Consider the following 21,096-nt stretch of genomic DNA (forward strand, 5'->3'; position numbering starts at 1 on the left):
TTTTCCCTGCTTCAATTTTAGATAAGTCTAAAATATTATTAATTAAGGTTAATAAATAGTTGCCACTCTTATTAATAATAGTTGTATTTTCTTTTTCTTCTGGAGATAAGGTTTGAGAACGCATCATAATTTGGGAAAATCCTAAAATGGCGTTTAATGGAGTGCGTAATTCGTGACTCATATTAGCGATAAAAGTGCTTTTAGCAAGATTTGCTACTTCCGCTTTTTCTTTAGCAATAACTAACTGTTGATTTGAATCTTGTAATTCAGCAGTACGTTTTTTGACTTCAGTTTCCAGTTCGCGATTACGTTTTTCAGTTTCATATATACGCCACCACACTCCACCTAGTACAACTCCCAAAAATAAAATTCCCATCGCTGCTCTAAACCAAAGAGTTTCCCACCAAGGTGGTGTGATTGTAATCTTGATAGAAACACCCTGTTCGTTCCAAATTCCATCATTATTCGAGGCGATCGCCCGAAATACATAGTTGCCTGGATCTAAATTGGTATAGGTGGCAGAATTATCTTTACTACTTACTTCATTCCAGTCGCGATCGAATCCCTCTAGTTTGTATTTGTAGCGATTTTTCTCTGGTGATTGGTAATTCAATGCTGCAAATCTAAAGGAGAAGATTCGGTCTTTATAAGAGAGAGTTAAGTGTTTGGTTTTGAGGATAGATTCCTTGAGAACTGAATTTTCACCAATAGGAACAAGCTTATTTTCCAGTTTAAAGTCTGTGATAAATACGGTCGGAATACTGGGATTATCCTGAATTTGTTCTGGATAGAAAGCAGTGATACCATTTACTCCACCGAACCAAAGTGTACCATCCTTAGTTTTATGTTGAGCAGTGCTATAAAGAAAGGCATTACTTTGTAGTCCATCCCTCACATCATAATTCTGGATACTTTCTGTCTCAGGGTTAAATCTCGTCAGTCCCTTACTACTATGACTCAACCACAAACCTTTTCCTTTTTTATCGGTAGAGGTATTCTCTTCTAAGATGCCATAGATCGAATCTCTTGGTAATCCATGTCGATCGGCAGTATATTGGATGAATTTATCCTGGCGATCGTCATATTTTCCTAATCCTGAACTACTACCGACCCAAAGTTGACCTTGTTGGTCTTCATATATGTCTTGGATAGTAGCAGCAGTACTGAGATTATATCCAATTATATTTGGGTCATTGCCACGGTAATAGTAGTGGTTAAAGGTTTTTGTTTTAGGGTCAAATTTATCTAGTCCGATTAAAGTACCGATCCAAAGTCTTCCCTCTCTGTCTTCATTAAGAACACGAATTTGATTGTTGAGCAGACTTTTGGGATTGTCCGGATCGTGAGTATAGTGGGTAAACTTCTCTGTCTCAGGATCGAATTGGTTTAAACCTCCTCCCCAGGTGCCAATCCAGATCGTCCCCGTTTGACTTTCACACTCAACATCATGGATAAGGTTATTGCTGAGACTGTTAGAGTTACTAGGATCGTGAACGTAATGAGTAAATTGCTTGGTATTGAGATTTAACTTGTTCAATCCTCCCCCGATAGTACCGATCCAAAGATTCCCTTTTTGGTCTTCACAAATAGATTTAACCGTCGGGTTATTTAAGCTATTGGAATTATTAGGGTTGTATTCGTAATGGGTAAATTGTCCTGAATCTCGGTCAAATCTGGTTAACCCACCACTACCTCCAATCCAGACAATACCAGATCGGTCTTCATAAATAGCATTAGTACCATTATGTTTCAAACTATTATCATCCCCAGGGATGGCACGATAATGAATAAATGATTTGCCTAAAAGATCCAGTATACTCACACCCCTTTCTGTGGGAATCCACAATTTGCCGATTTTGTCTTTGTAGAGCGGAAGAGTATTATCATGACTGAGACTATAGGGATCGCCAGAGTTATGTTCATAATGGGTAAAGGTTTTTGTTTGGGGATCGAATCGGTAAAGTCCATTACCCCAAGTCGCAAACCACAGAAAACCTGCATCATCCTCAACCGCTGAGACTGTAAAAACTGTATTGTTATTTAACTGATTTATATCATCGGGATTGTATTGATATCGAGTAAATTTCTGGGTTTCCCGGTCTAAGGTGTTGAGACCATTTTGAGTACCCACCCATAAATTCCCGCGACTGTCTTCATAAATTCCTCGTACAACATTGTCGCTGAGACTATGGGGGTCGTCTGGATTGTGCTGGTAATGGGTAAATTTTTCTGTTTCATAGTCAAACTTTTCCAAACCACCATAAGTTGCTATCCAAAGTACACCCTCGCTGTCTTCATAGATTTTAAACACATCGTTATTAATCAAACTGTGAGGATTTGTGGAATCATGTTGGTAGCGAGTAAATTTGCCTGTGTCTCGATTCAGTTTATTCAGTCCACCACCCAAAGTACCTATCCATAAATTTCCCTGACTGTCTTCATGGATAGCTCGAAGAGCATCACTACTGAGACTTTGGGGATTATCTGGAGCGTGATGATAGTGGGTAAAACTCTCTGTGGAAGGTACATACTGATTAAGTCCAGCATTCCAAGTTGTAATCCAGAGTGTACCACTACGGTCTATCAATAGGTCTCTAGTGCGATCGCTACTTAAACTACCAGGATTATTAGGATCGTGCTGAAAAATTTTCATTCCATTGCCATCATAGCGAATGAGTCCACCATTCATCGCAAACCACATAAACCCATCATTATCTTGAACAACATTCCAGACTCTATCTTCCGGAAGTCCATCTTTGCTGGTGATATGTTTAAATTTGGTAAATTTTCCTGCATCTCTTGCTCGCAGTACCTGTGGTGTTGGTTTCTTTGCCAAGGTAGCTAAATTTTCTACTGTTTTCTGTTCAGTCTGAAAGGAGTGGTCTTCTCCCAAGGCAACAGGCAACAGGCAACAGGCAACAGGCAATAGGCAATATATAGGAAAAAAGTATTTTTGCAAATATGAGATGCACCCTATCCGAATGGGATGTTTCCCAAACAGTTTAGTTCCGCTATTGTTTATGTTTGGCTTATAATATTTATTATTTTTTAGACGATTTTTGTACATGACTTTTCATAATATATGGTTTTTCTAATTCTGTCAAAACACCAGAATGTTCAAAATATTGACTCAGAAATTTATTAAATCCATTCCAACCATCCGGTTTAGCCGCATAAAACAAAAGCTGTTGAGGCGAGAGTTCTTTTTCCCATTCCTTCACAGCTTTTTCTCCAGATTTAATTGCCTTTTCTATATCTGTTTTATCTGTTTTATTCAAAGTTTGAGTTAGGCGATCGCCCGCTTTTTTCACAAGATAACCCCCTACTTTTGGTATTACCCAACTTACTAAATCTAGCCCCACAAATTACCTCTAATGGTACTTATATCATGTCCGGTTGAATACTTACACTTTGGAGGAGGTAAGGCAGAAGGCAGCTATGCTGGAGGCAGAAGGAAAGAAGAGGTTAGAAGGGAAAAGGTTTTTGATCACGCTATTATCCGGACATGATATTAGACATTTTTTGGTAGGAAAAATGCGTCAAAGTCAGTCTAGACAAGGGAATTACGTCGATGCGTTAAAAATGGCTAGCACCCTTAGTAATTCAGGATTTTACCTTTTTGACGTAAAAGCCTGTGCCTATCTATATTTGAGCCTATTTTATTGCTTGATTTTGTGTAAGTCCCACTAATTAGATTCACTTCTATTCTATTTTAATAAAGTAATAAAGTAAGAACCTATCCCACTAATAAGACTTTTGCTAAAAACTCTAAATATGTTGATAGTTAAAAACGAAAAATCAAGCTTTTCAAACACATTTTACTTAAACAAATAAACTTGTTAAAAATAGTGGGATAGCTTCAAAGGATTAGGGAGTAGGGAGTAGGGAAGAAATTGAAAAAGTAAGGGAGTAGAGAGTAGCTAGTTAACGATAGAATACAAAAATTGGGATAATTTATTTTCTGCTATTCCCTTATTACACAGAAATTATCAATTCTTTCCCCCCTACTGCCTACTGCCTACAACAAAGCTGCCTACTCCCTCTTTTCTGGAGATGTCTAGGAGATGTCTAGTAGATACTAGACAACATAGCATCAATTGTTGTTTCTAAAGCAACTGCTGCTCCCGCACTCATATCCCGAGGAACACAAACTCTATTTCTGAGAAAAGCAAGGGCGATCGCTCCTACAGCAGCATCAGCAGCAGATTCCTCTTTTTCTTCATTCTGTTGGTCAGTTTTTGAGTCAACTGGTTTGTCAGAAAATAATGGGATACTTCCTTCAATTAAACAATGAACTAAACGTCTCAAATGCCGCTCAATAGCTAATTCAATACTGGGTAAAGTCTCCTGAATCACCCATTTTTTAATTCCCGAATTTTTGATAATATCAGCAATCACAGTTTGGTAGTTACTACTTAATCTCGCCGCTGCCTCCATAGAATATTCTTCTGTTTGACTTTCTACTTCTCCATGGGGTTGTGGTTGAGTAACACTTAGAGATTTATTCTTATGGATAGGTTGTACGCCAAATAACTTGTGCATAATCAAATTATTAGTTCGAGCACTAGGTTTGATCCGTTGATAAGAGGAACGTTTATTGATAGCTGTCAACCATTGATTGAGTCGAGGAAAGCGGTCATTGTCGTATAGAGAATATCCCCGGAATACAGGTAAATTTGCTGCGAACCTTCTGATAGCTGGAGTATACATAATATCCACCAAACTAAACTCGCCCATAAAATAAACACCAGGATATTGACCCAATAATAGCTCCAACTGGTCTAATTTTGTCTCAAAAGTTGTTTGCAAATTCAGCAGTTGTGCCGCTATCTGTTCCGGAATAGTTTCTGTAGACTTTTCGGAATTAGCAGGTTTACCTCGGAGAAACGCATATCCTGACTTAACTAAACCATTGGCATCAAAATTCTCAATCATATCTAATGCCGCAGACCTTTCTTGAGAGGCGATCGGCAGTAGAGGAAAGCGATCGAATTTTTTTTCTAAGGCAAGCAGAATATCTTTAGACTCATAAACTAACTCCCCCTCAATTTTGACTGCGGGAACCAATGCTGTTGGCACCATATCCTTATACCACTGTGGTTTGTTTGATAAATCAATTAATTCAGTTTCAAAAGGAATTTGTTTTTCTTCTAAAGCAAACCAAACTCTTTCACAGAAAGGACACCAACCATGAGTATCTCGATAGAGCAAGACAGAAGGTTTTTCCCCAGGACTGAGTCGATGGAGGTGACTGGATATTGTTGCAGTGGCAGGTGTTTGTCCTGGTCTTGATATCCATTTTGCTGTAGTATTTTGTTGGGCAACCTCTAGTAATTCTTCCCACTCAGGAAGAGATTTTTGCTGAGATGTCTCTGTTTTCATTGCTAGCTTTATTTGTGGAATAGATTTATCTGAAATTTTATCATAAATCAAAGTAAAATAAATATTTCGTAGTGGCGTGACACACCAATGTTGCACTAGGGGGAGGGTTCCGCGTTAAATTAATGGTGTTGAAATTATCCGATCGACCCGCCCTCACCCCAAGGATATAATGCACTACAGGACTCGGTTTTTTATTCCCCCTGTTGCCTCACAGGAGTCAGCATTCCGCAAGCGAGCTGGCGTCGTCGCGGGGTCTGACCGCTGTTGTCTGTTGCCTGTTGCCTGCGCGCAGCGCTCTAACCCACAAATTGCAGCTAAAAGTAACCATCCTATGGTATTAATTCGTAAATCAAACAAAGTCACATCAAACATATTAAATATAGTACAAGCAGCAAAAGCTACTAAATAACTAAAAAATATTAAACGGTCTCCTCTAGAATAAATTGATGACCAATTCATTAATAACAATACTGCCTTTGCCAATATCCAACCCACCCAAACAAACAAAAACAAAGCAGCAGGAATTCCAGTTTCTGCCGTTAGCATCAAGAATAAATTGTGGGGATGACCAAGCCACATTTGCATCTGTGCTTCATACACAAGAGTAAAATTCCGCAAACCCCAACCACTCCAAGGCTTTTCTAAAGTCATATTCCAAGCAAATTGCCATTGGGTGCTGCGTAGAATGGCTACAGGTCTGTCAAAATCTCGATCTGTGAGTCGTGCCCAAAAGTATTCCGGAACAATTACTCGTAACCATTTCTGTAAAGGTGCAGGAGCAAAAGCAGCTCCAAATACAGTTGCCACTGCTGTCATTACTAACCATACTAACCAATGCCAACCAAGATAAATAGCATAAGCAAGACCAGCAAATACCACTAACCCCCAAGCATTGCGTGAATTTGTCAAGACCAAAGCAATGCCATTACTAATTATTGCCACTGTTAAAAAAACAAATTCTTGAGACAACTCACCATGAAAAATATTGAAGCGACCCATTTTCCTTTTTGGGTGTGCGCTCTCTGTCCTCACACTGTTGTCAAATAAAAATTTCCATTTTTCAATCCACAACCCCAACCCTAGAATAAATACAACCGTCAAATAAATTGCGAGAATATTAGCATACATAAATACTGAAGCCATTCTCCCCGGAGGGTTGCCTTGTGGTGCAAGTACCCAACCTAAAATAATTTGTAAACTCAGGGGGCCAGACCAACCAAAAAATAATTGTCCGAAACCTAAAATGACTACAGGTAGTGAAGAGAGTACCATTACCCAAGAAAGTCGTCGCAGTTGGGAGGGAGTTTGAATGAGAGTACTCAAGGAAGCAAATACTCCAAAAAATGGTAATAAATTAGCTAGTCCTAACAATGCTTCCTGGCGGTCTAATGCAAAAAATGTAGCGATCGTTAACCAGACAGCAAGACCAGCTAAGGCTATATTGTGGGGACGACGAATAATGCTGCGCCATTTTTGTTGCCAACTGCTAATAACGGCAAAAATTAGAGTTAATATACCTATAGTTGGTAATATAGGAAACAGTAATAGTCCTATTTGAGTGAACTTCCACTCTTTTTGTAAATAACGATGAGAATTATGATTCAATTTTTTTAGGTATTATAGCGGGGAACAGGGAATAGGCAACAGGGAACAGGGAATAGGCAACAGGCAACAGGCAACAGGCAACAGCGGTCAGACCCCGCGACGACGCCAGCTCGCTTGCGGAATGCTGACTCCTGTGAGGCAACAGTGGAAAAAAACATTGCCTAGCTGTGGGATAGTGCGTTACGTGATACTAACGTACTCTACTGGACTGACACACCTTAAATGGTGCATTAGATTCAATTCAAAAGTCAAAAGTCAAAAGTCAAAAGTCAAAAGTAAGAGTTTTCAAGTTAAAAACTAATGCACAGTTTTAGCTGTGTAAGTCTACTACATTATATTCATTTTACAAACACTCTCTAATATAGCAATAGTAATTCCCAAAAAGTGTGAGGTACAAAATGATAAGTTTTAGGGAGCAGGAAAACGCATAATGATATAAACTTGTAATAAAGTAGGTTGGGTTAAGCGCTAGCAAACCCAACAGATAAGGGTCTAATTTTTTTCCACTAGCATCTCCAATAATAAAAAATAACATGAAATTAGCAACAGTTAAACAATTATTTATTCATCCAGTTAAAGGATTAACTCCTCAAATTTGCCAGGATTTTTTCCTGACTTCAGGATCTGGCATTAAAGGCGATCGCGCTTTTGCTTTGATGTTTCTCGACTCTGATAACTCTACAATACCAGAAGTTATACCTTGGATGAGTAAAAAGCATTTTGCAGTACAAAATGACTGGCCTGGTTTAGCTGCTTTGAATTGCGAGTTTGACCCAGAAACTGGATTTTTGACTGTGCGACGGCAGGAAGTTGAGTTGCTGAAGGCAAATGCAGATTTATCTGAGGAACGCGATCGCATTAGTGCTTTTTTCACAGATTATTTGACTACTCTCACACCGAATAAAGGAGCGCGTCATCCTCAAAAAGCTCCTGTGCAGTTAGTGGGAAATGGTAATACAACTCGTTATCCCGACCGCGAAATTGTACATATTTCTATTATTAGTCAGGCAACTATGGATGATTTAGGAGAAAAGGCAGGGAAGATATTAGATATACGGAGGTTTCGCCCTAATGTAGTTGTGGATGGCATGGATGCTTGGTCAGAGTTTAACTTGGTGGGAAAACAGTTGCGCTTGGGTAATGCTCAAATTACTGTTACTGCTAAAATTGGACGGTGTATGAATATTGAGGTCGATCCAGAAACAGGTGATCGCGATATTCCTTTATTATCGGTGTTGAAAGAAAAATTTGGTCACGCTCACACGGGAGTATTGGCAACTGTTGATAGTGATGGGAGTGTAGCGGTTGGCGATCTTTTGCAAGTTTTGAGTGATTAATTTCTATATTTTTTACAACAATCAATAATTATGATAGTCTATAGCAGGCAACAGGGAACAGTGGGAAAAATATTTCCCTGTCTTACGGTTGATTATCAGTATAAGTCCTAAGTAACCCATTATTTGCTATAACAGGACTTAGGCACTGACAATAGAAGTAGAGTTTGTGCGCTGGCATATTTACAAATCACAGGAGGTGTCCAATAGCTAAAAGTCTTATATTATCAGCTTTTTATTCCCCCTTCCGGAGTTGTTGCCAAATGTGTTGCCTGCGCACAGCGCTATAGAGTTTGTGCGCTATCGCTAACACACCTTACCAATCGCGTTCATGCGTAAGTCATATCAAATCCGGTAGCATCGGTGTAATTAGATGGGGAGATGGGGAGATCGAGAAATATTTGGTAATGGTTGAAGATGGAACATTTTTTTATACCGAATTAAACGGATTTGATATCATATATAAGTCAAAATTAATAGGAAGTGAAATTATGGAAAGTCAATTATCTGGAAGTTGGCAAGACTGGGTAGGAGTAGCAGGTTATGTTTTATTTGCAGGTTTTATTGTCTGGCGCGTACTTACAATGCCATCAAAGTGAGTTACATCATGTCCGGATAAGAGCGTGATAGAATTCCGTTCCGCTTACGCGACCAAAAAACTTTATCCTTCTCCTGTTCTTTCTTCTTCTTTATTCCCTCCTGACTCCTGAGGAAGTCCTCCTGACTCCTGACTCCTCCATCATTTATTTATAACTGTTCAACCGGACATGATATTATAGCGCTATGTGTTGGGTAGTAGCTTGCTATAACGATAGGATTGGCCATGATAGCAGTATGCACTCAAGAAAGTTATAAATAATGAGGTCAACTAAAATGCTGGAAGTCAGATTGATCTTTGAGAAAAAGGAATTGCGCAGGCCCTCAAAAATGATATTGAAGCTATTCCTACTGACTACTAGAAACAACCTTTTATTATACAGACGCTGCCGGACTTGTTGATATTATAGGCGATCGACAGACACAGGCATTAATTTTTCGTGTGTGGTGTAAAAAAAGGTTTGTTATCATTAATACAAGACAAGACATATTCAAAACGAGTACCTTTTTGATTGGTATGTTTGATAATTCTACAGATTTTTCCAATCCATTCATACTCAATCAACATTACATAAGTGTAGATATTTTCCCTCTGGCACAATATATACAGTCCAGGGGTTTATGATCATTCCATCTTCTATTTTATGGACTGTGAGGATCGTTTTTCCTTTTAGAAGTTGGACAAGGTGACTGGGAAAATTAGCAGATTGATTTTGGACTACTATTATGAATGCAATATTTAGTTGTTTTGGCAGATGAGAAAAAAATGTTTCTAATAGTTTTAGATTCTCTGCAAATATTGCTAGACCTACGACAAAAAATTGGTTTTCTAGTTGTAATTTCATTTTTTAATGGGGAAGAGGAAACAGGGAATAGGCAATAGGCAATATGTTGTACCTCACTTCTTTAATCAATGCTATAAAAATAATTTGTCCTACCTATTTAATCGGACTATCAAATATACAATTAGTTTTGTTTGACTACTTATTTTAGTAAACTATTCAAGAAAATAGGGAATAGGGAAAGACTTTTCAACTATTAGCCATAGGAAATGCTTACTATTCAATCAGTCAATATTTGCCTACCCATTTTAAATTTTGAACAGTTTAACTAGCTATCAGCTTTTAGAACTCTGGGTTAAAATCCCCGCTTTCTATAAACCGGATAGTTTAGGAGGTTTTGAAATCCCTTTCTAAACGTAAAAAAAATAATCCTACTGATTACTGAGTGCTGAGTGCTGACCGCTTCTTTAAAGTTAAAATTATGCATTTATATGATCATGCTATAATTTCGTAATTAATCAAAAAAGTTATTAATTTGTTTTTAATTAATTGTAGTGAATAATAATCCTCGTCAATTAGCTTTTATTATCCTCCAAGAAGTGTATCGAAAAGAAGCTTTTGCTGATTTTGCTCTAGATAAAAATTTGAGAAAAAATGACTTAATTGATGCCAACCGTCGATTAGTTACAGAGTTAGTTTATGGATGTGTGAGAAAGCAGCGATCGCTTGATGCAATTATCGATCGATTAGCAAAAAAGAAATCTCACCAACAACATCCAGACTTACGGATAATTCTCCATATTGGTTTATATCAATTATCCTATTTAGCACAAATTCCAGAATCAGCAGCAGTTAATACTACAGTTGAGCTAGCAAAAGAAAATAAACTGGCTAAATTAACTGGTTTTATTAATGGTTTACTCAGAGAATATATTCGGCGAGAATTGACGATTGACTTGCCCAAAAATCCAGTACAAAAATTAGGAACATTATATAGTTTTCCTGACTGGATAGTTAAATATTGGATAGAGACATTAGGTTTAAGAGAAACTGAAGAATTATGCTCATGGTTCAATCAATCGCCGAGCCTTGATTTAAGAATTAATCCACTCAAAATCTCAATTACAGAAGTAGAAACAGCTATGAAAAATACAGGTATTTGTGTTAACTGGATACCTCAATTTCCCCAACTTTTAAGACTAACAGGTGCAGTAGGTTCAATTCAAAAATTACCGGGTTATGAAGAGGGTTGGTGGTCAGTTCAAGATAGTAGCGCTCAATTAGTTAGTTATTTATTAAATCCACAACCAGGAGAAATCATCATTGATGCCTGTGCTGCCCCTGGAGGTAAGACAACTCACATAGCAGAATTAATAGGAGATAATGGCAAAATTTTTGCTATTGATAAAACAGCTTCTCGACTAAAAATGTTAGAACAAAATTCTGAAAGATTGCAGTTAAAATCTATTTCTATTTATATAGGAGATAGTCGAAGTTTTCCTGAATTTATTAATCAAGCTGACCGAGTTTTATTAGATGCACCTTGTTCTGGTTTAGGAACTTTACACCGTCGAGTGGATGCACGGTGGAGACAAACTCCAGAGAATATTCAAAAGCTCTCAAAACTTCAGAGTGAGTTATTAGAAAATACTGCCAAATGGGTCAAACCAGCCGGAGTTTTGGTATATGCAACTTGTACAATTCATTCTTTAGAAAATGAGGAGGTGATTGAGAAGTTTTTGACCAATAATTCTGAGTGGGAAATTGAAGCGCCAACTATTGATTTTATAGTGTCTCCCACTGCGGAAGGATGGGTAAAAGTTTGGCCTCATAGAGAACACATGGATGGTTTTTTTATGGTGAAATTGAGAAGAAAGTGTCAGAAATTAACAATTAATAATTAATAATTAATAATTAATTAGGGTTTGCGTATGGAAAGTCTTTTTGCTGAGGTAGGAGACAGGAGACAGGAGACAGGAGACAGGAGACAGGAGACAGGAGACGAACCACCCCTCGCCCCTCCCCCTCCCAGGAGGGGAAGTCAGGAGAAATGGGAATGAGCGAGGAGGTAGGAGTAAGAATTGTCAGAATGATTTTTCTGCTCAACTCTTGCCTAAAATACTAGCTTTTTGAGGGTTTTCAACTGAAACAGGGGCAGTTTTTTCAATCATAAAAATGCTCAAACCTTTATATATCAATACTTTTATATTTTATCGGTAAGCCCTAATTATTACTTATTCTTAAGATAAGGGGATTGACTAAAAGGAAAATTTTTGATTTTATCTCCTTAAAAGGGGAAGCTTTAAACCTGAATTGTTTAATTATTAATTATTTGGTAAGTGGTAGTTTTTAGGTGTTAGGTGGTAGGTGTCATTGCAATTCCCAAGAAGTGTGAGTTCAACAATTATTCATTATTCATTATTCATTATTCATTGTTGAAATATATTCTGCCAAATCTTCTAATGGTTCATCAAAATCATCTGACATAATAATTTTATCTGCCCAACTACCATAACCCTTAACAGTTTCCATCTTTTCTGTAGATTGTGGATTATTCGGATATTTTTCTCGTAAATATTCTGCATAATTCGACAGTTCTTTTTTCAGAGATTCAGGCAGATTAATTACAACTTTCCACAAAGCTATATCAGTATTCATAAATTTTATTCTCACCAAATAATAGGGATAAAAATCTCATCAAAAACTGTGTAATTTCAGTTATCAGTTGTCAATACTCATAATTATATCATATATAACTTTGTAAGAGTTTGACTGAATAACCGAGTGGCGATATAGCGTTTCTCAAGTTACTGAGGTACAGTTGTTTTTCTTGTTTTCTATTCCCTACTCCCTACTCCCTACTCCCTAAACAGCGATCGCCTCCAAAATTAATAACCCTAAATCTTTATATAAACCTCTATTTTGCTGAGGACAACTATGATGAATTAAACAGCGGGGACAACCATATTCACAATCACAATTTTTGGCTAATTCTGTTGCTTTCTGTGCAAACTTCAACAATTGATTGAAAATTGCTTCACTCGCACCATTTCCACCATCGCAAGTATCAAAAAAATAACCGACAGTTTCTCCTCTCTCTTGCTTCACAAACCATTGAACATCTTGACTCGAACTTAACACTACTAAAGGCACAGCAAACATTAGTTGATGTCCCATACTATGCAATGCAATAAAATCTGGATTACAGCTCCATAAATATTTAAAACTATCTGGAATTATGCTTTGATACTTCTCTTTTATTTGCTGCTGAATTTGTCTCATATTTTCCCGTATAGCATTGCTAAAAGCATAATTTATTTCTACCTTCACAACTGGAGCTTGATATTGAGTTTTATAGGGTGGATCGAAACTACCTCCATCTACAATTCTAGTAATTTCACCTCCTTTTATATATTCAGTAGCAAACAAGTCATATCCTGTTACTGAAAAGGTAATTTCTCCCCAGATTAAACTTAATCTTAATCTAGCGTGTGGAATATTTGTTTGAATTATTTGGGATTTTGCTAATTGCTGAATTTCTTGAATAATTAACTCAGTTTTTGGTTTGCTTTCTAAATTACAATTTTTGCCTAAAGGTTTTAAAATTGCTTGTTTTTTATCTAAGTCGAGATTCTCAGAACGATAAAAAATTAACTCACTGTTATAATTTTGGGCTAAATAAATTGCCCCTGGAAAGACCTCCTGATGTGCCAGAGTCATTTGCATTTTTTCAAAACTTTTTCCAGTATTAATATTGATTAATTCCACATCATTTTGAGCATGACCGCGAATATTAATATTTCGATGAGGATAACCAGATCCCCAAAGTTGATTAGAGTTATTAATATAGATTTTTTCCTGCTTTAATAAGCTATCCGCAATAGCTCCTCCCACAACTCCAAAACGTTCTGTTATTTCATTCAAAGGTACACCACTTTCTACACAACTACATTCTAAATGTTTACCCAAAATAGTAGGATAATTTGGATTAAAAGCAGCACTTTCCACCTCACCATTTAATAATAAATCTGGTTTATTTCCATAGAAATTATCCAACGGGTTTTGAGCTACTGGTAAAAACATCACTAACCCAGGATTTCTACGTCCTGCTCTACCAATTCTCTGTCGCCATGACATTAAACTACCAGGATAACCACGCACCAAACAACAATCAAGTCCTGGTAAATCAATTCCTGCTTCTAATGCAGAAGTAGAAAGAATAACTTTTACTATACCAGCTTCTAATTTTTGGATAATATCCTGTCGTCTATTAAATTGCAAAGAACCATAAAAAATTGCCACTTTATCTGCTAAATAACTCTCACCATTCTTATCAGCTATTCGCTTAATTATACCCAGGAGTTTTTTCACAGCACTGCGAGAATTACAAAATACTATCCCACTTAGATCGTGGCGTAACCAAGACAGAATTATTTGACAAGCATCGGGGTTAGCAGTTTCGCTAGGTTCCAAACATAAAATTGTTCTACCAGCACTATCAGCACCACTTTTTGATATTAGATGAAGTCGTTCCGGTTCCTCAGATCGGTTGCTAAATCTCATTGCCATTTCTGCGGGGTTGCCAATAGTAGCTGAACTAAAAATAAATTGTAGTTTTTTTGAACTTCCTCCTACTCTGTCTACCACCATTTTTAATCTGCGCATTAGGTTGGCAAAATGAGCGCCAAAAGCACCTCTATAAGTATGAGATTCATCTATAACTACATAGCGGAGTTGTTGAAAAAATTTACGCCATCCTTCTCCATCTTTGCTTCTAATTCTATATAGTTGATAGTGTAATAAATCTGGGCTGACTCCTAAAATATTGGGTGGGTTGGGGATAAATAATTTTTTCCTTTGTTTTGAGGATGTGTCACCTGTAATTAATCCAATTTTGACAGAATTTTCGGGAAAGTATGAGACCATTTTTTCCAACTTTTGCATCTGGTCTAATGCTAATGCTTTGAGGGGAAAAATATATAATGCTGTGGTCTGAGGTTGTTGTAAACATGATTCTAAAATCCCTAAGTTATAACAGAGAGTTTTACCAGAAGCTGTGGGGGTAAAGATGCAAAGGTCTAATTTTTTTCTCAGAGCGTTTAATGATTCAATTTGATGTTCATAGAGTTCCGTAATCTTTTGTAAAATGAGATAATTTTTGAGAGTTATTGGTAAATATTCTGGCAAAGGATAAAGTTTTCCTGGAGTTGGTGGTGTATTTTCTATAGCTACTAATTTATCTGAAAATTCTTGGGCTATTGTTTGAAATACTGGTCGGGGAATAGCTGCTATTTCTGCGGAAGTAATCTTTGATTTTTCAGGCTGTTTTAACTTCTTAGTCTGAAAATTTTTACTATCTCTTTGATGAATTTGTTTTTGATTAATTGCTATTTGCCAATCAGGAAAATGTACTGGGGTTGTATTTTCTAGAAAGTCTACAATTAAACGTTTGCCTAATACTGCTGTAATTTGACCAATACCATATTCAGGAGAATAAATTTTTGCACCAATTTTTAACCACTCTGGAGGTAATAGTAATTGATTTCCTGCAGCTTGGAGAATAGCAACATAATCTGTAGGTTTATCTGTCATATTAGCTTTTTAGTAGTAGTGGACTGACACAGCTAAAATGGTGCATTAAAATAGTCAGCAATGGAGGACAATAATTATCATTTTCTTTGTGGGTTTAATACCTCACCGTCTACACGGTGTTCAAAATTACTTGGGGTTAGAATCCCCATGTAATTTTCCTCCTGTCTCCTGTCTCCTTCTTCAAGGGAAGAGGTCGGCGTATTGAAAGTCTATCTGACGGATGTCATATAAAATCCAGTAGCATCGGTATAAAATTTTTTGAAGGTAGGAGTCAGGAGTCAGGTAGGGGAGACGTCGGATTAGCGACGTACAAGAGTCAGGAGGGAAAACAGTTATAAAGATTTGGCAATGGTGAAGATGGACAATATTTTTATACCTAATTAAAAGGATTTGATATCATATTTTTAACGATTTTTTCTACACAATTAATACTCTGCGCTCAAAGTTATTTTTTTAAGTAGAAATAAAAATAAAATTTTCTGACAGCATTACTAAGTTCTGTCAAAACTGATTTGGAGTAATTATTAACCTGGGTTCAGCAACATATAGTTCTGTACGATATAGTAAATAAACTAGACCTTTTTTATCTACCCATCGATCATATAATGCTTTCAAATTTGCCGTAATTTGTTCTCGTTCATAACCTTGATTTGGCACTGATGACGAACTCATAATACGACCTATTAATCCTGGCAAATCTAACTCTTGTCTGTGAGTAAATGTTGAATGTTGAAAATTGACAAAATAGGAACTTTTTTCTATGGAGGCAATTGAAAAGCGTCGCTTTTTTTTAGTGTTTGGATGATGTTTAGATATCTGCTTCATTAAGTTACTATTTTCTTTAGTAAATCCATCTTCTCTATTCCAGTTATTCCATAAAAGTGCTAATTTGCCAGAGGGTTTTAAAATTCTGTGAAATTCCTGTAAAGTAGGTTCCAGATTAAACCAATGAAAAGCTTGAAAACAAGTTACTAAATCAACTGATTCATTAGGAAGATTAGTCGCTTCTGCCGTTGCTTCTCTAAACTCTATTAAAGGGTGAGATTGAGCAGCATTCTTCATTTTAAGGTTTGGTTCAATAGCTATGACATTAATACCTTGTTCAGCTAACATTCTAGAACCAATACCTGTACCAGCTCCAATATCTGCTGCTAATAATTCTGAAGGATTTTCAAATCCAGAAATCATTAAAGTGATCGCTTCTTTTGGATAATTTGGTCTATACTGAGCATAATCTTCGGCTCGATCGGAAAATCGATTTAGTGGGTTCATTTTATCTCAGCATACCTTAACTAATATTACTTTTAATAAATTTAACTCAATTATCAAATCATGGCATATAAATTAAAAAAAATATTAGACATATGGGGAAATGTTGGTACAGAATTTGGACCCAGTGAATTTGTGGTTCGCGTAGGTGCAGAAGTTGAGATTGATTCGGTTATGAACACTGTTGAATATGTCCAAGAAAATTCGGCTTTGAGCCAAACCTAAAACTTGCCCCAGTTTTTTCAAAATTTTGAATATAAATTAAATATTCCTTGCTCTACTTATATAACTGGTATTATGGGCTTTATTGTTTACCTATCTTGATTAATCTCTTTGGGTGAGAATTGAAAATTTATGTAGTTGACGAAGAAGGCTGAGAATGGCTAAAAATGAGGACCAGTAATCCTTTCAAGAATGTCGCTATTGCTTCACCCCCACGAAACAGCCATAATCATATTGATAGATTTGAGGATTTCCGAACATGGCAGAAATTAACGGCGTAATGATGCAATATTTCCACTGGTATATTGACCCAAATCTTATCCTGTGGAATCAAGTGGCAAGTAAGGCCCAAGAATTAGCAGATGCAGGCTTTACCGCCATGTGGTTACCACCAGCTTACAAAGGTATAGGGGGGACTTATGATGTGGGATATGGGGTTTACGATATGTATGACTTGGGGGAATTTGACCAAAAAGGTACTGTTCGGACCAAATATGGCGATCGCCAACAATATTTAGATGCTATTCAAGCTCTACACAATGTTGGTATTGATGTCTATGCTGATGGAGTTCTCAACCACCGCATGGGTGCTGATGGAACAGAAATTGTCAAAGCAACTCCTTTTTCCAAGGATAACCGCATTCATCCCAAGGGTGGAATGCGTGAAGTTAAAGGTTATACTCATTTTCCATTTCCTGGTCGGCAAAAAAAGTATTCTGACTTTGAGTGGCATTGGTGGCATTTTGATGCAGTAGATTATGATGACTATAGCAAGGAACAAAATACTATATATCTATTTGAAGGGAAAAGCTTTGATGATTATGTGGCGTTGGAGAAAGGAAATTATGCTTACCTGATGGGATGCGATATTGACTTCCAGAGTAAAGAAGTTCGGGATGAAGTGATACGTTGGGGTAAGTGGTATATAGAAACTACGGGAGTCGATGGTTTCCGTCTAGATGCTATCAAACATATTTCATCCTGGTTTTTTCCTCTGTGGATAGATGTATTAGAACATCATTTTCAGAAGGATTTATTTATGGTTGGGGAATATTGGTTCAACGATATTGGTACGTTGCACTGGTATATTAATTCAGTTGGTGGCAGAATGTCTGTGTTTGATGTTCCTCTACATTACAACTTTTATTATGCGAGTAAATCGGGCGGACATTATGATATGCGCCATATTCTCAATAGTACTTTGATGCAGGAACGTCCGGTCAATGCTGTTACTTTTGTGGAAAACCATGACTCCCAACCTTTACAAGCATTGGAGGCTCCTGTTGAACCTTGGTTTAAGCCTTTAGCTTATGCCATTATTTTGTTGCGTCGTGAAGGATATCCTTGTGTTTTTTATGCTGACTATTATGGTGCAGAGTATGAAGATTATGGGAAAGATGGCAACCGTTACAAGATTTTCTTACCATCCCACCGTTGGATAATTGATAAGTTACTTTTTGCCCGGAAATATTATGCTTATGGGGAGCAATATGATTATTTCGATCATTATAATACTGTAGGTTGGACTCGTTTGGGTAATGAGGAACATCCGAAAGCAATGGCTGTAATTATGAGTGATAGCTATCCAGGTTACAAGTGGATGGAAGTGGGTAAACCAAATGCTAAGTTTTATGACCTCACGGAACATATTCAGGAACCCATTTATACTAATGACTCTGGTTGGGCTAAATTTCGGTGTAATGGCGGGTCAGTTTCTGTTTGGTTACAAGAATAATAACTAATAGACATTTTCAGAAAAGAGGGAGTGGGGAGTAGGGAGCAGGGAAAAAAATTGGGCGTTGGTGATTTGAGGTATAATATTATGTCCGGATAAGAGTTCGATAGAACTCCGTGACCTTTACGCGACCAAAAAACTTTCTCCTTCTACTCCTGTTTATTCTTCTTTCTTCCCTCCTGACTCCTGATATTATGTCCGTTGGTATCGTTTGTGTAAATCCAAGGGTGAATATCTACAGGAAATTTAAGTTTTTTTCTTACTCTTAAGCCTTCTTCCTTCTTCCCTCTTCCATCTTCCTTACCTTCCCTTGTGTAAATCCAAGGGTGAATATCTACAGGAAATTTAAGTTTTTTTCTTACTCTTAAGCCTTCTTCCTTCTTACCTCTTCCATCTTCCTTACCTTCACGCTTACAATACCAATGCTACCGGACATGATATGACTCGCTGACTCCTAAGTAACGAAAATTAATATCATACACGCGCTTCACCAACACCAAAAATTGATAATTTCGGTAGTGCATCAGTAAAGTGTGGGATAAGTAATTAAGTTATTCCATTTCCAAGGAGCGATTTTTGATATATTTACCCGCGTAAAAATTTTAGAGGCACGGAGTCGTGAATTGATTGAAGCAAGAATTAAAAATACTTCAATACACCCCATCCCCCCATCTCCCCATCTATTTTTAAATAGATTACAAATTGGTTCTATATAATTGGTATATTCGCATTTAATTAATTTGCATTCCTGGCAGCCAAATAATTAAACTCAAAAGACTAATAAATAAAATAGGTAAAATGATAGCTAAACTAATACCACAGTAATTTTTCCAACTAATTTGAAAACCATGTTGCTTCATCATATAAAACCAACATAGAGTAGACAGACTACCAATAGGAGTAATTTTAGCACCAACAACACAGCCAATAATAGTAGCATAAACCATTGCTTCTGAAATATTAGAATCTATTATTGGTGCAGTTTTAATTGTCAATATGTTAATCAAAGAAGATGGTAAATTATTACAGACTGCGCTAATAAATGCAGATAAAAAACCAGTAGCAATAATAGCTAGAGAAAATCCCCATCCAGAGATTTGAACTAACAGAGATTTAATTACATCTGTTAAACCATAGTTACTCAGACTAAAAACTATTATGTACATTGCCCAGATAAATAAAATAACTGGTAGGAAAGGATAAAATATCAATTTAAAGAGAGAAAAACAGTAATTTGTTAAAAATTTAGTTTGAGAAATAAAATCTTGGAATCGATAATTATTCTGCCAAGCATCAACTAAAATTTTGTGATTTTTTTCACTCTCTAGTAATTCTTCTGATTGTAGATATAAATTATGTTTATTTTGATTTTCCTCAGCAAGTTCCAGACTAACTTTTGGTTTTATACTGACTGCTGGTAATGCTCTTTCTAGATGATTTTTTCTGAATCTAAAGTTTTTATATTTCCTAGGAATATCAGACCAAAAGTAAAAAAACAAAATAATAATACTGATAGTAATTGTCACAAAAGTAATAGGTAGCATGACAATTATATAACTATCAAAAGAAATATTGTATGTACTAGCAGCAATATAATTGACTGAGTTACTGATAGAAAATGGTAGACTACTGATGTCAGTAACTAAGCCACAAGCTATCAAAAATGGGAGAATTTCTGTAGGGGTAAACTTGAGTAAAATTAGAGCTTCAATTACTATTGGTAGAAATAATAAGGTACTACCATAGTTAGTGAAAATAGCACTAACTAGAGCTACTAATATTAGCAGTGTGACAAATAAAAGTTTACCGCTACCCAGATTCCAATTAGCAATATGAAAACCGAACCAACGAAAAACTCCCTTTTGCTGCAATATCCAACTAATAGTTATTAAAGCTAGTAAGGTAAAGGTAGTATTTACTAAAATTGCCCAAATCAATGTAGGTAGATTTGCTAGAGAAACTAGACCAGTTGTGAGTGTTAGGCAGGCTCCTATCATTGCACTGAAACCTATATCTAAACCTTTTGGCTGCCAAAATACAAGAATTAGAGTACCTAGAAAAATCAATGGAATTAAGACTATTTGCCAACCCATAATATAGGTGATTATTATTTGTTTTTGTGAGATTTTTTTCTAAACTTACTATAACATTATCTTTTTTTTTTAAGGTTTAATACCCCACACCTCACCTGCAGTGTCTACAAGTTTGTTGGAGTTCCGTCGAGCAGAGCTGCTTATTTGAGTATTCTCCATCCACTTTTTTCTTTTTCCAACCTCAGTCCTTCCTTCTTTATTCTTCAATCATTTCATATCTGGTTCATAACACTTTCAAAAAATATTACTACAATAATTTTTAGCAAGTAGTAGTCAGGACTTAGTTAAGGGAAAAATATTCAATTTTTTTCTCTATTTCCGGTCTAATTCCAATTAAAAAAAAGAATGTTATGAATCATGTGGATGATTAAAAGGCTTTATATTGAATGTCCCTTTGACAAAAAAGATAATTTACGACCTAAAAAATGATAGCGAAGCCATTCCCATACGACTCCTGACTTCCCCTCCTAGGAGGGGTTAGGTGT

Annotated in this window: 15 protein-coding genes; 6 read left to right on the plus strand and 9 right to left on the minus strand. The window is 36.5% G+C overall.

Annotated elements, in window-relative coordinates; all coding sequences use genetic code 11:
* The 4 genes from F6K27_RS23185 to F6K27_RS23200 all read right to left on the minus strand — a co-directional run.
* On the minus strand, window positions 1-2,959 hold a 2,959-nt coding region (locus F6K27_RS23185; RefSeq protein WP_287278510.1), incomplete at its 3' end, for a two-component regulator propeller domain-containing protein.
* 82 nt (window positions 2,960-3,041) lie between these two features.
* Window positions 3,042-3,362: a hypothetical protein gene (locus F6K27_RS23190; RefSeq protein WP_287278512.1), complete on the minus strand. Its 321-nt coding sequence runs from the start codon at window positions 3,360-3,362 to the stop codon at window positions 3,042-3,044.
* Between the two features lie 706 nt (window positions 3,363-4,068).
* Window positions 4,069-5,478 (minus strand): glutathione S-transferase family protein, encoded by a 1,410-nt coding sequence (locus F6K27_RS23195; protein ID WP_287278514.1) that lies wholly within the window; start codon window positions 5,476-5,478, stop codon window positions 4,069-4,071.
* 78 nt (window positions 5,479-5,556) lie between these two features.
* Window positions 5,557-6,987, minus strand: coding sequence for an O-antigen ligase (locus tag F6K27_RS23200; protein ID WP_287278515.1), 1,431 nt, complete (start codon window positions 6,985-6,987; stop codon window positions 5,557-5,559).
* A gap of 533 nt (window positions 6,988-7,520) precedes the next feature.
* On the opposite strand from F6K27_RS23200, the gene F6K27_RS23205 reads away from it, so the two are divergent.
* Window positions 7,521-8,324, plus strand: coding sequence for an MOSC domain-containing protein (locus F6K27_RS23205; protein ID WP_287278517.1), 804 nt, complete (start codon window positions 7,521-7,523; stop codon window positions 8,322-8,324).
* Window positions 8,325-9,475: 1,151 nt separating this feature from the next.
* Here the strand turns inward: F6K27_RS23205 and F6K27_RS33940 are convergent.
* Entirely contained in the window at window positions 9,476-9,718 is a 243-nt protein-coding gene (locus F6K27_RS33940; protein WP_353735321.1) for a chemotaxis protein CheB, read from the minus strand.
* Between F6K27_RS33940 and F6K27_RS23210 the strand changes: the two genes are divergently transcribed.
* From F6K27_RS23210 to F6K27_RS23220, 3 genes are all read left to right on the plus strand, one after another.
* Window positions 9,649-9,801 (plus strand): hypothetical protein, encoded by a 153-nt coding sequence (locus F6K27_RS23210; RefSeq protein WP_287278519.1) that lies wholly within the window; start codon window positions 9,649-9,651, stop codon window positions 9,799-9,801. The genes F6K27_RS33940 and F6K27_RS23210 overlap by 70 nt on opposite strands.
* A 453-nt stretch (window positions 9,802-10,254) precedes the next feature.
* Window positions 10,255-11,604, plus strand: a complete 1,350-nt coding sequence (locus F6K27_RS23215; protein WP_287278521.1) for a 16S rRNA (cytosine(967)-C(5))-methyltransferase — start codon at window positions 10,255-10,257, stop codon at window positions 11,602-11,604.
* 27 nt (window positions 11,605-11,631) lie between these two features.
* Entirely contained in the window at window positions 11,632-11,760 is a 129-nt protein-coding gene (locus F6K27_RS23220) for a hypothetical protein (RefSeq protein WP_287278523.1), read from the plus strand.
* 358 nt (window positions 11,761-12,118) lie between these two features.
* Here F6K27_RS23220 and F6K27_RS23225 read toward each other — a convergent pair whose 3' ends face one another.
* The 3 genes from F6K27_RS23225 to F6K27_RS23235 all read right to left on the minus strand — a co-directional run bounded on the left by F6K27_RS23225 (window position 12,119) and on the right by F6K27_RS23235 (window position 16,564).
* Window positions 12,119-12,358, minus strand: a complete 240-nt coding sequence (locus F6K27_RS23225; protein ID WP_287278524.1) for a DUF2281 domain-containing protein — start codon at window positions 12,356-12,358, stop codon at window positions 12,119-12,121.
* A 207-nt stretch (window positions 12,359-12,565) separates the two neighbouring features.
* Window positions 12,566-15,292 carry a DEAD/DEAH box helicase gene (locus F6K27_RS23230; protein ID WP_287278526.1) on the minus strand — a complete coding sequence of 909 codons (2,727 nt, stop codon included), beginning with the start codon at window positions 15,290-15,292 and terminating at the stop codon, window positions 12,566-12,568.
* Between the two features lie 501 nt (window positions 15,293-15,793).
* The gene (locus tag F6K27_RS23235) at window positions 15,794-16,564 is read right to left on the minus strand and encodes a class I SAM-dependent methyltransferase (RefSeq protein WP_287278528.1); all 771 of its coding nucleotides are present in this window, start codon (window positions 16,562-16,564) and stop codon (window positions 15,794-15,796) included.
* 60 nt (window positions 16,565-16,624) lie between these two features.
* Between F6K27_RS23235 and F6K27_RS23240 the strand changes: the two genes are divergently transcribed.
* Complete coding sequence (locus F6K27_RS23240) at window positions 16,625-16,786, plus strand: hypothetical protein (protein ID WP_161564550.1); 162 nt, start codon at window positions 16,625-16,627, stop codon at window positions 16,784-16,786.
* 256 nt (window positions 16,787-17,042) lie between these two features.
* On the plus strand, window positions 17,043-18,518 hold the full coding sequence (locus tag F6K27_RS23245) for an alpha-amylase (protein ID WP_287278530.1): 1,476 nt from the start codon (window positions 17,043-17,045) through the stop codon (window positions 18,516-18,518).
* A gap of 731 nt (window positions 18,519-19,249) precedes the next feature.
* On the opposite strand, the gene F6K27_RS23250 is transcribed toward F6K27_RS23245, so the two are convergent.
* Entirely contained in the window at window positions 19,250-20,611 is a 1,362-nt protein-coding gene (locus tag F6K27_RS23250; protein WP_287278532.1) for an ArsB/NhaD family transporter, read from the minus strand.
* Window positions 20,612-21,096 lie beyond the last annotated feature (485 nt).

Source organism: Okeania sp. SIO2F5 (genome assembly GCF_010692685.1).
GTDB lineage: Bacteria > Cyanobacteriota > Cyanobacteriia > Cyanobacteriales > Microcoleaceae > Okeania > Okeania hirsuta.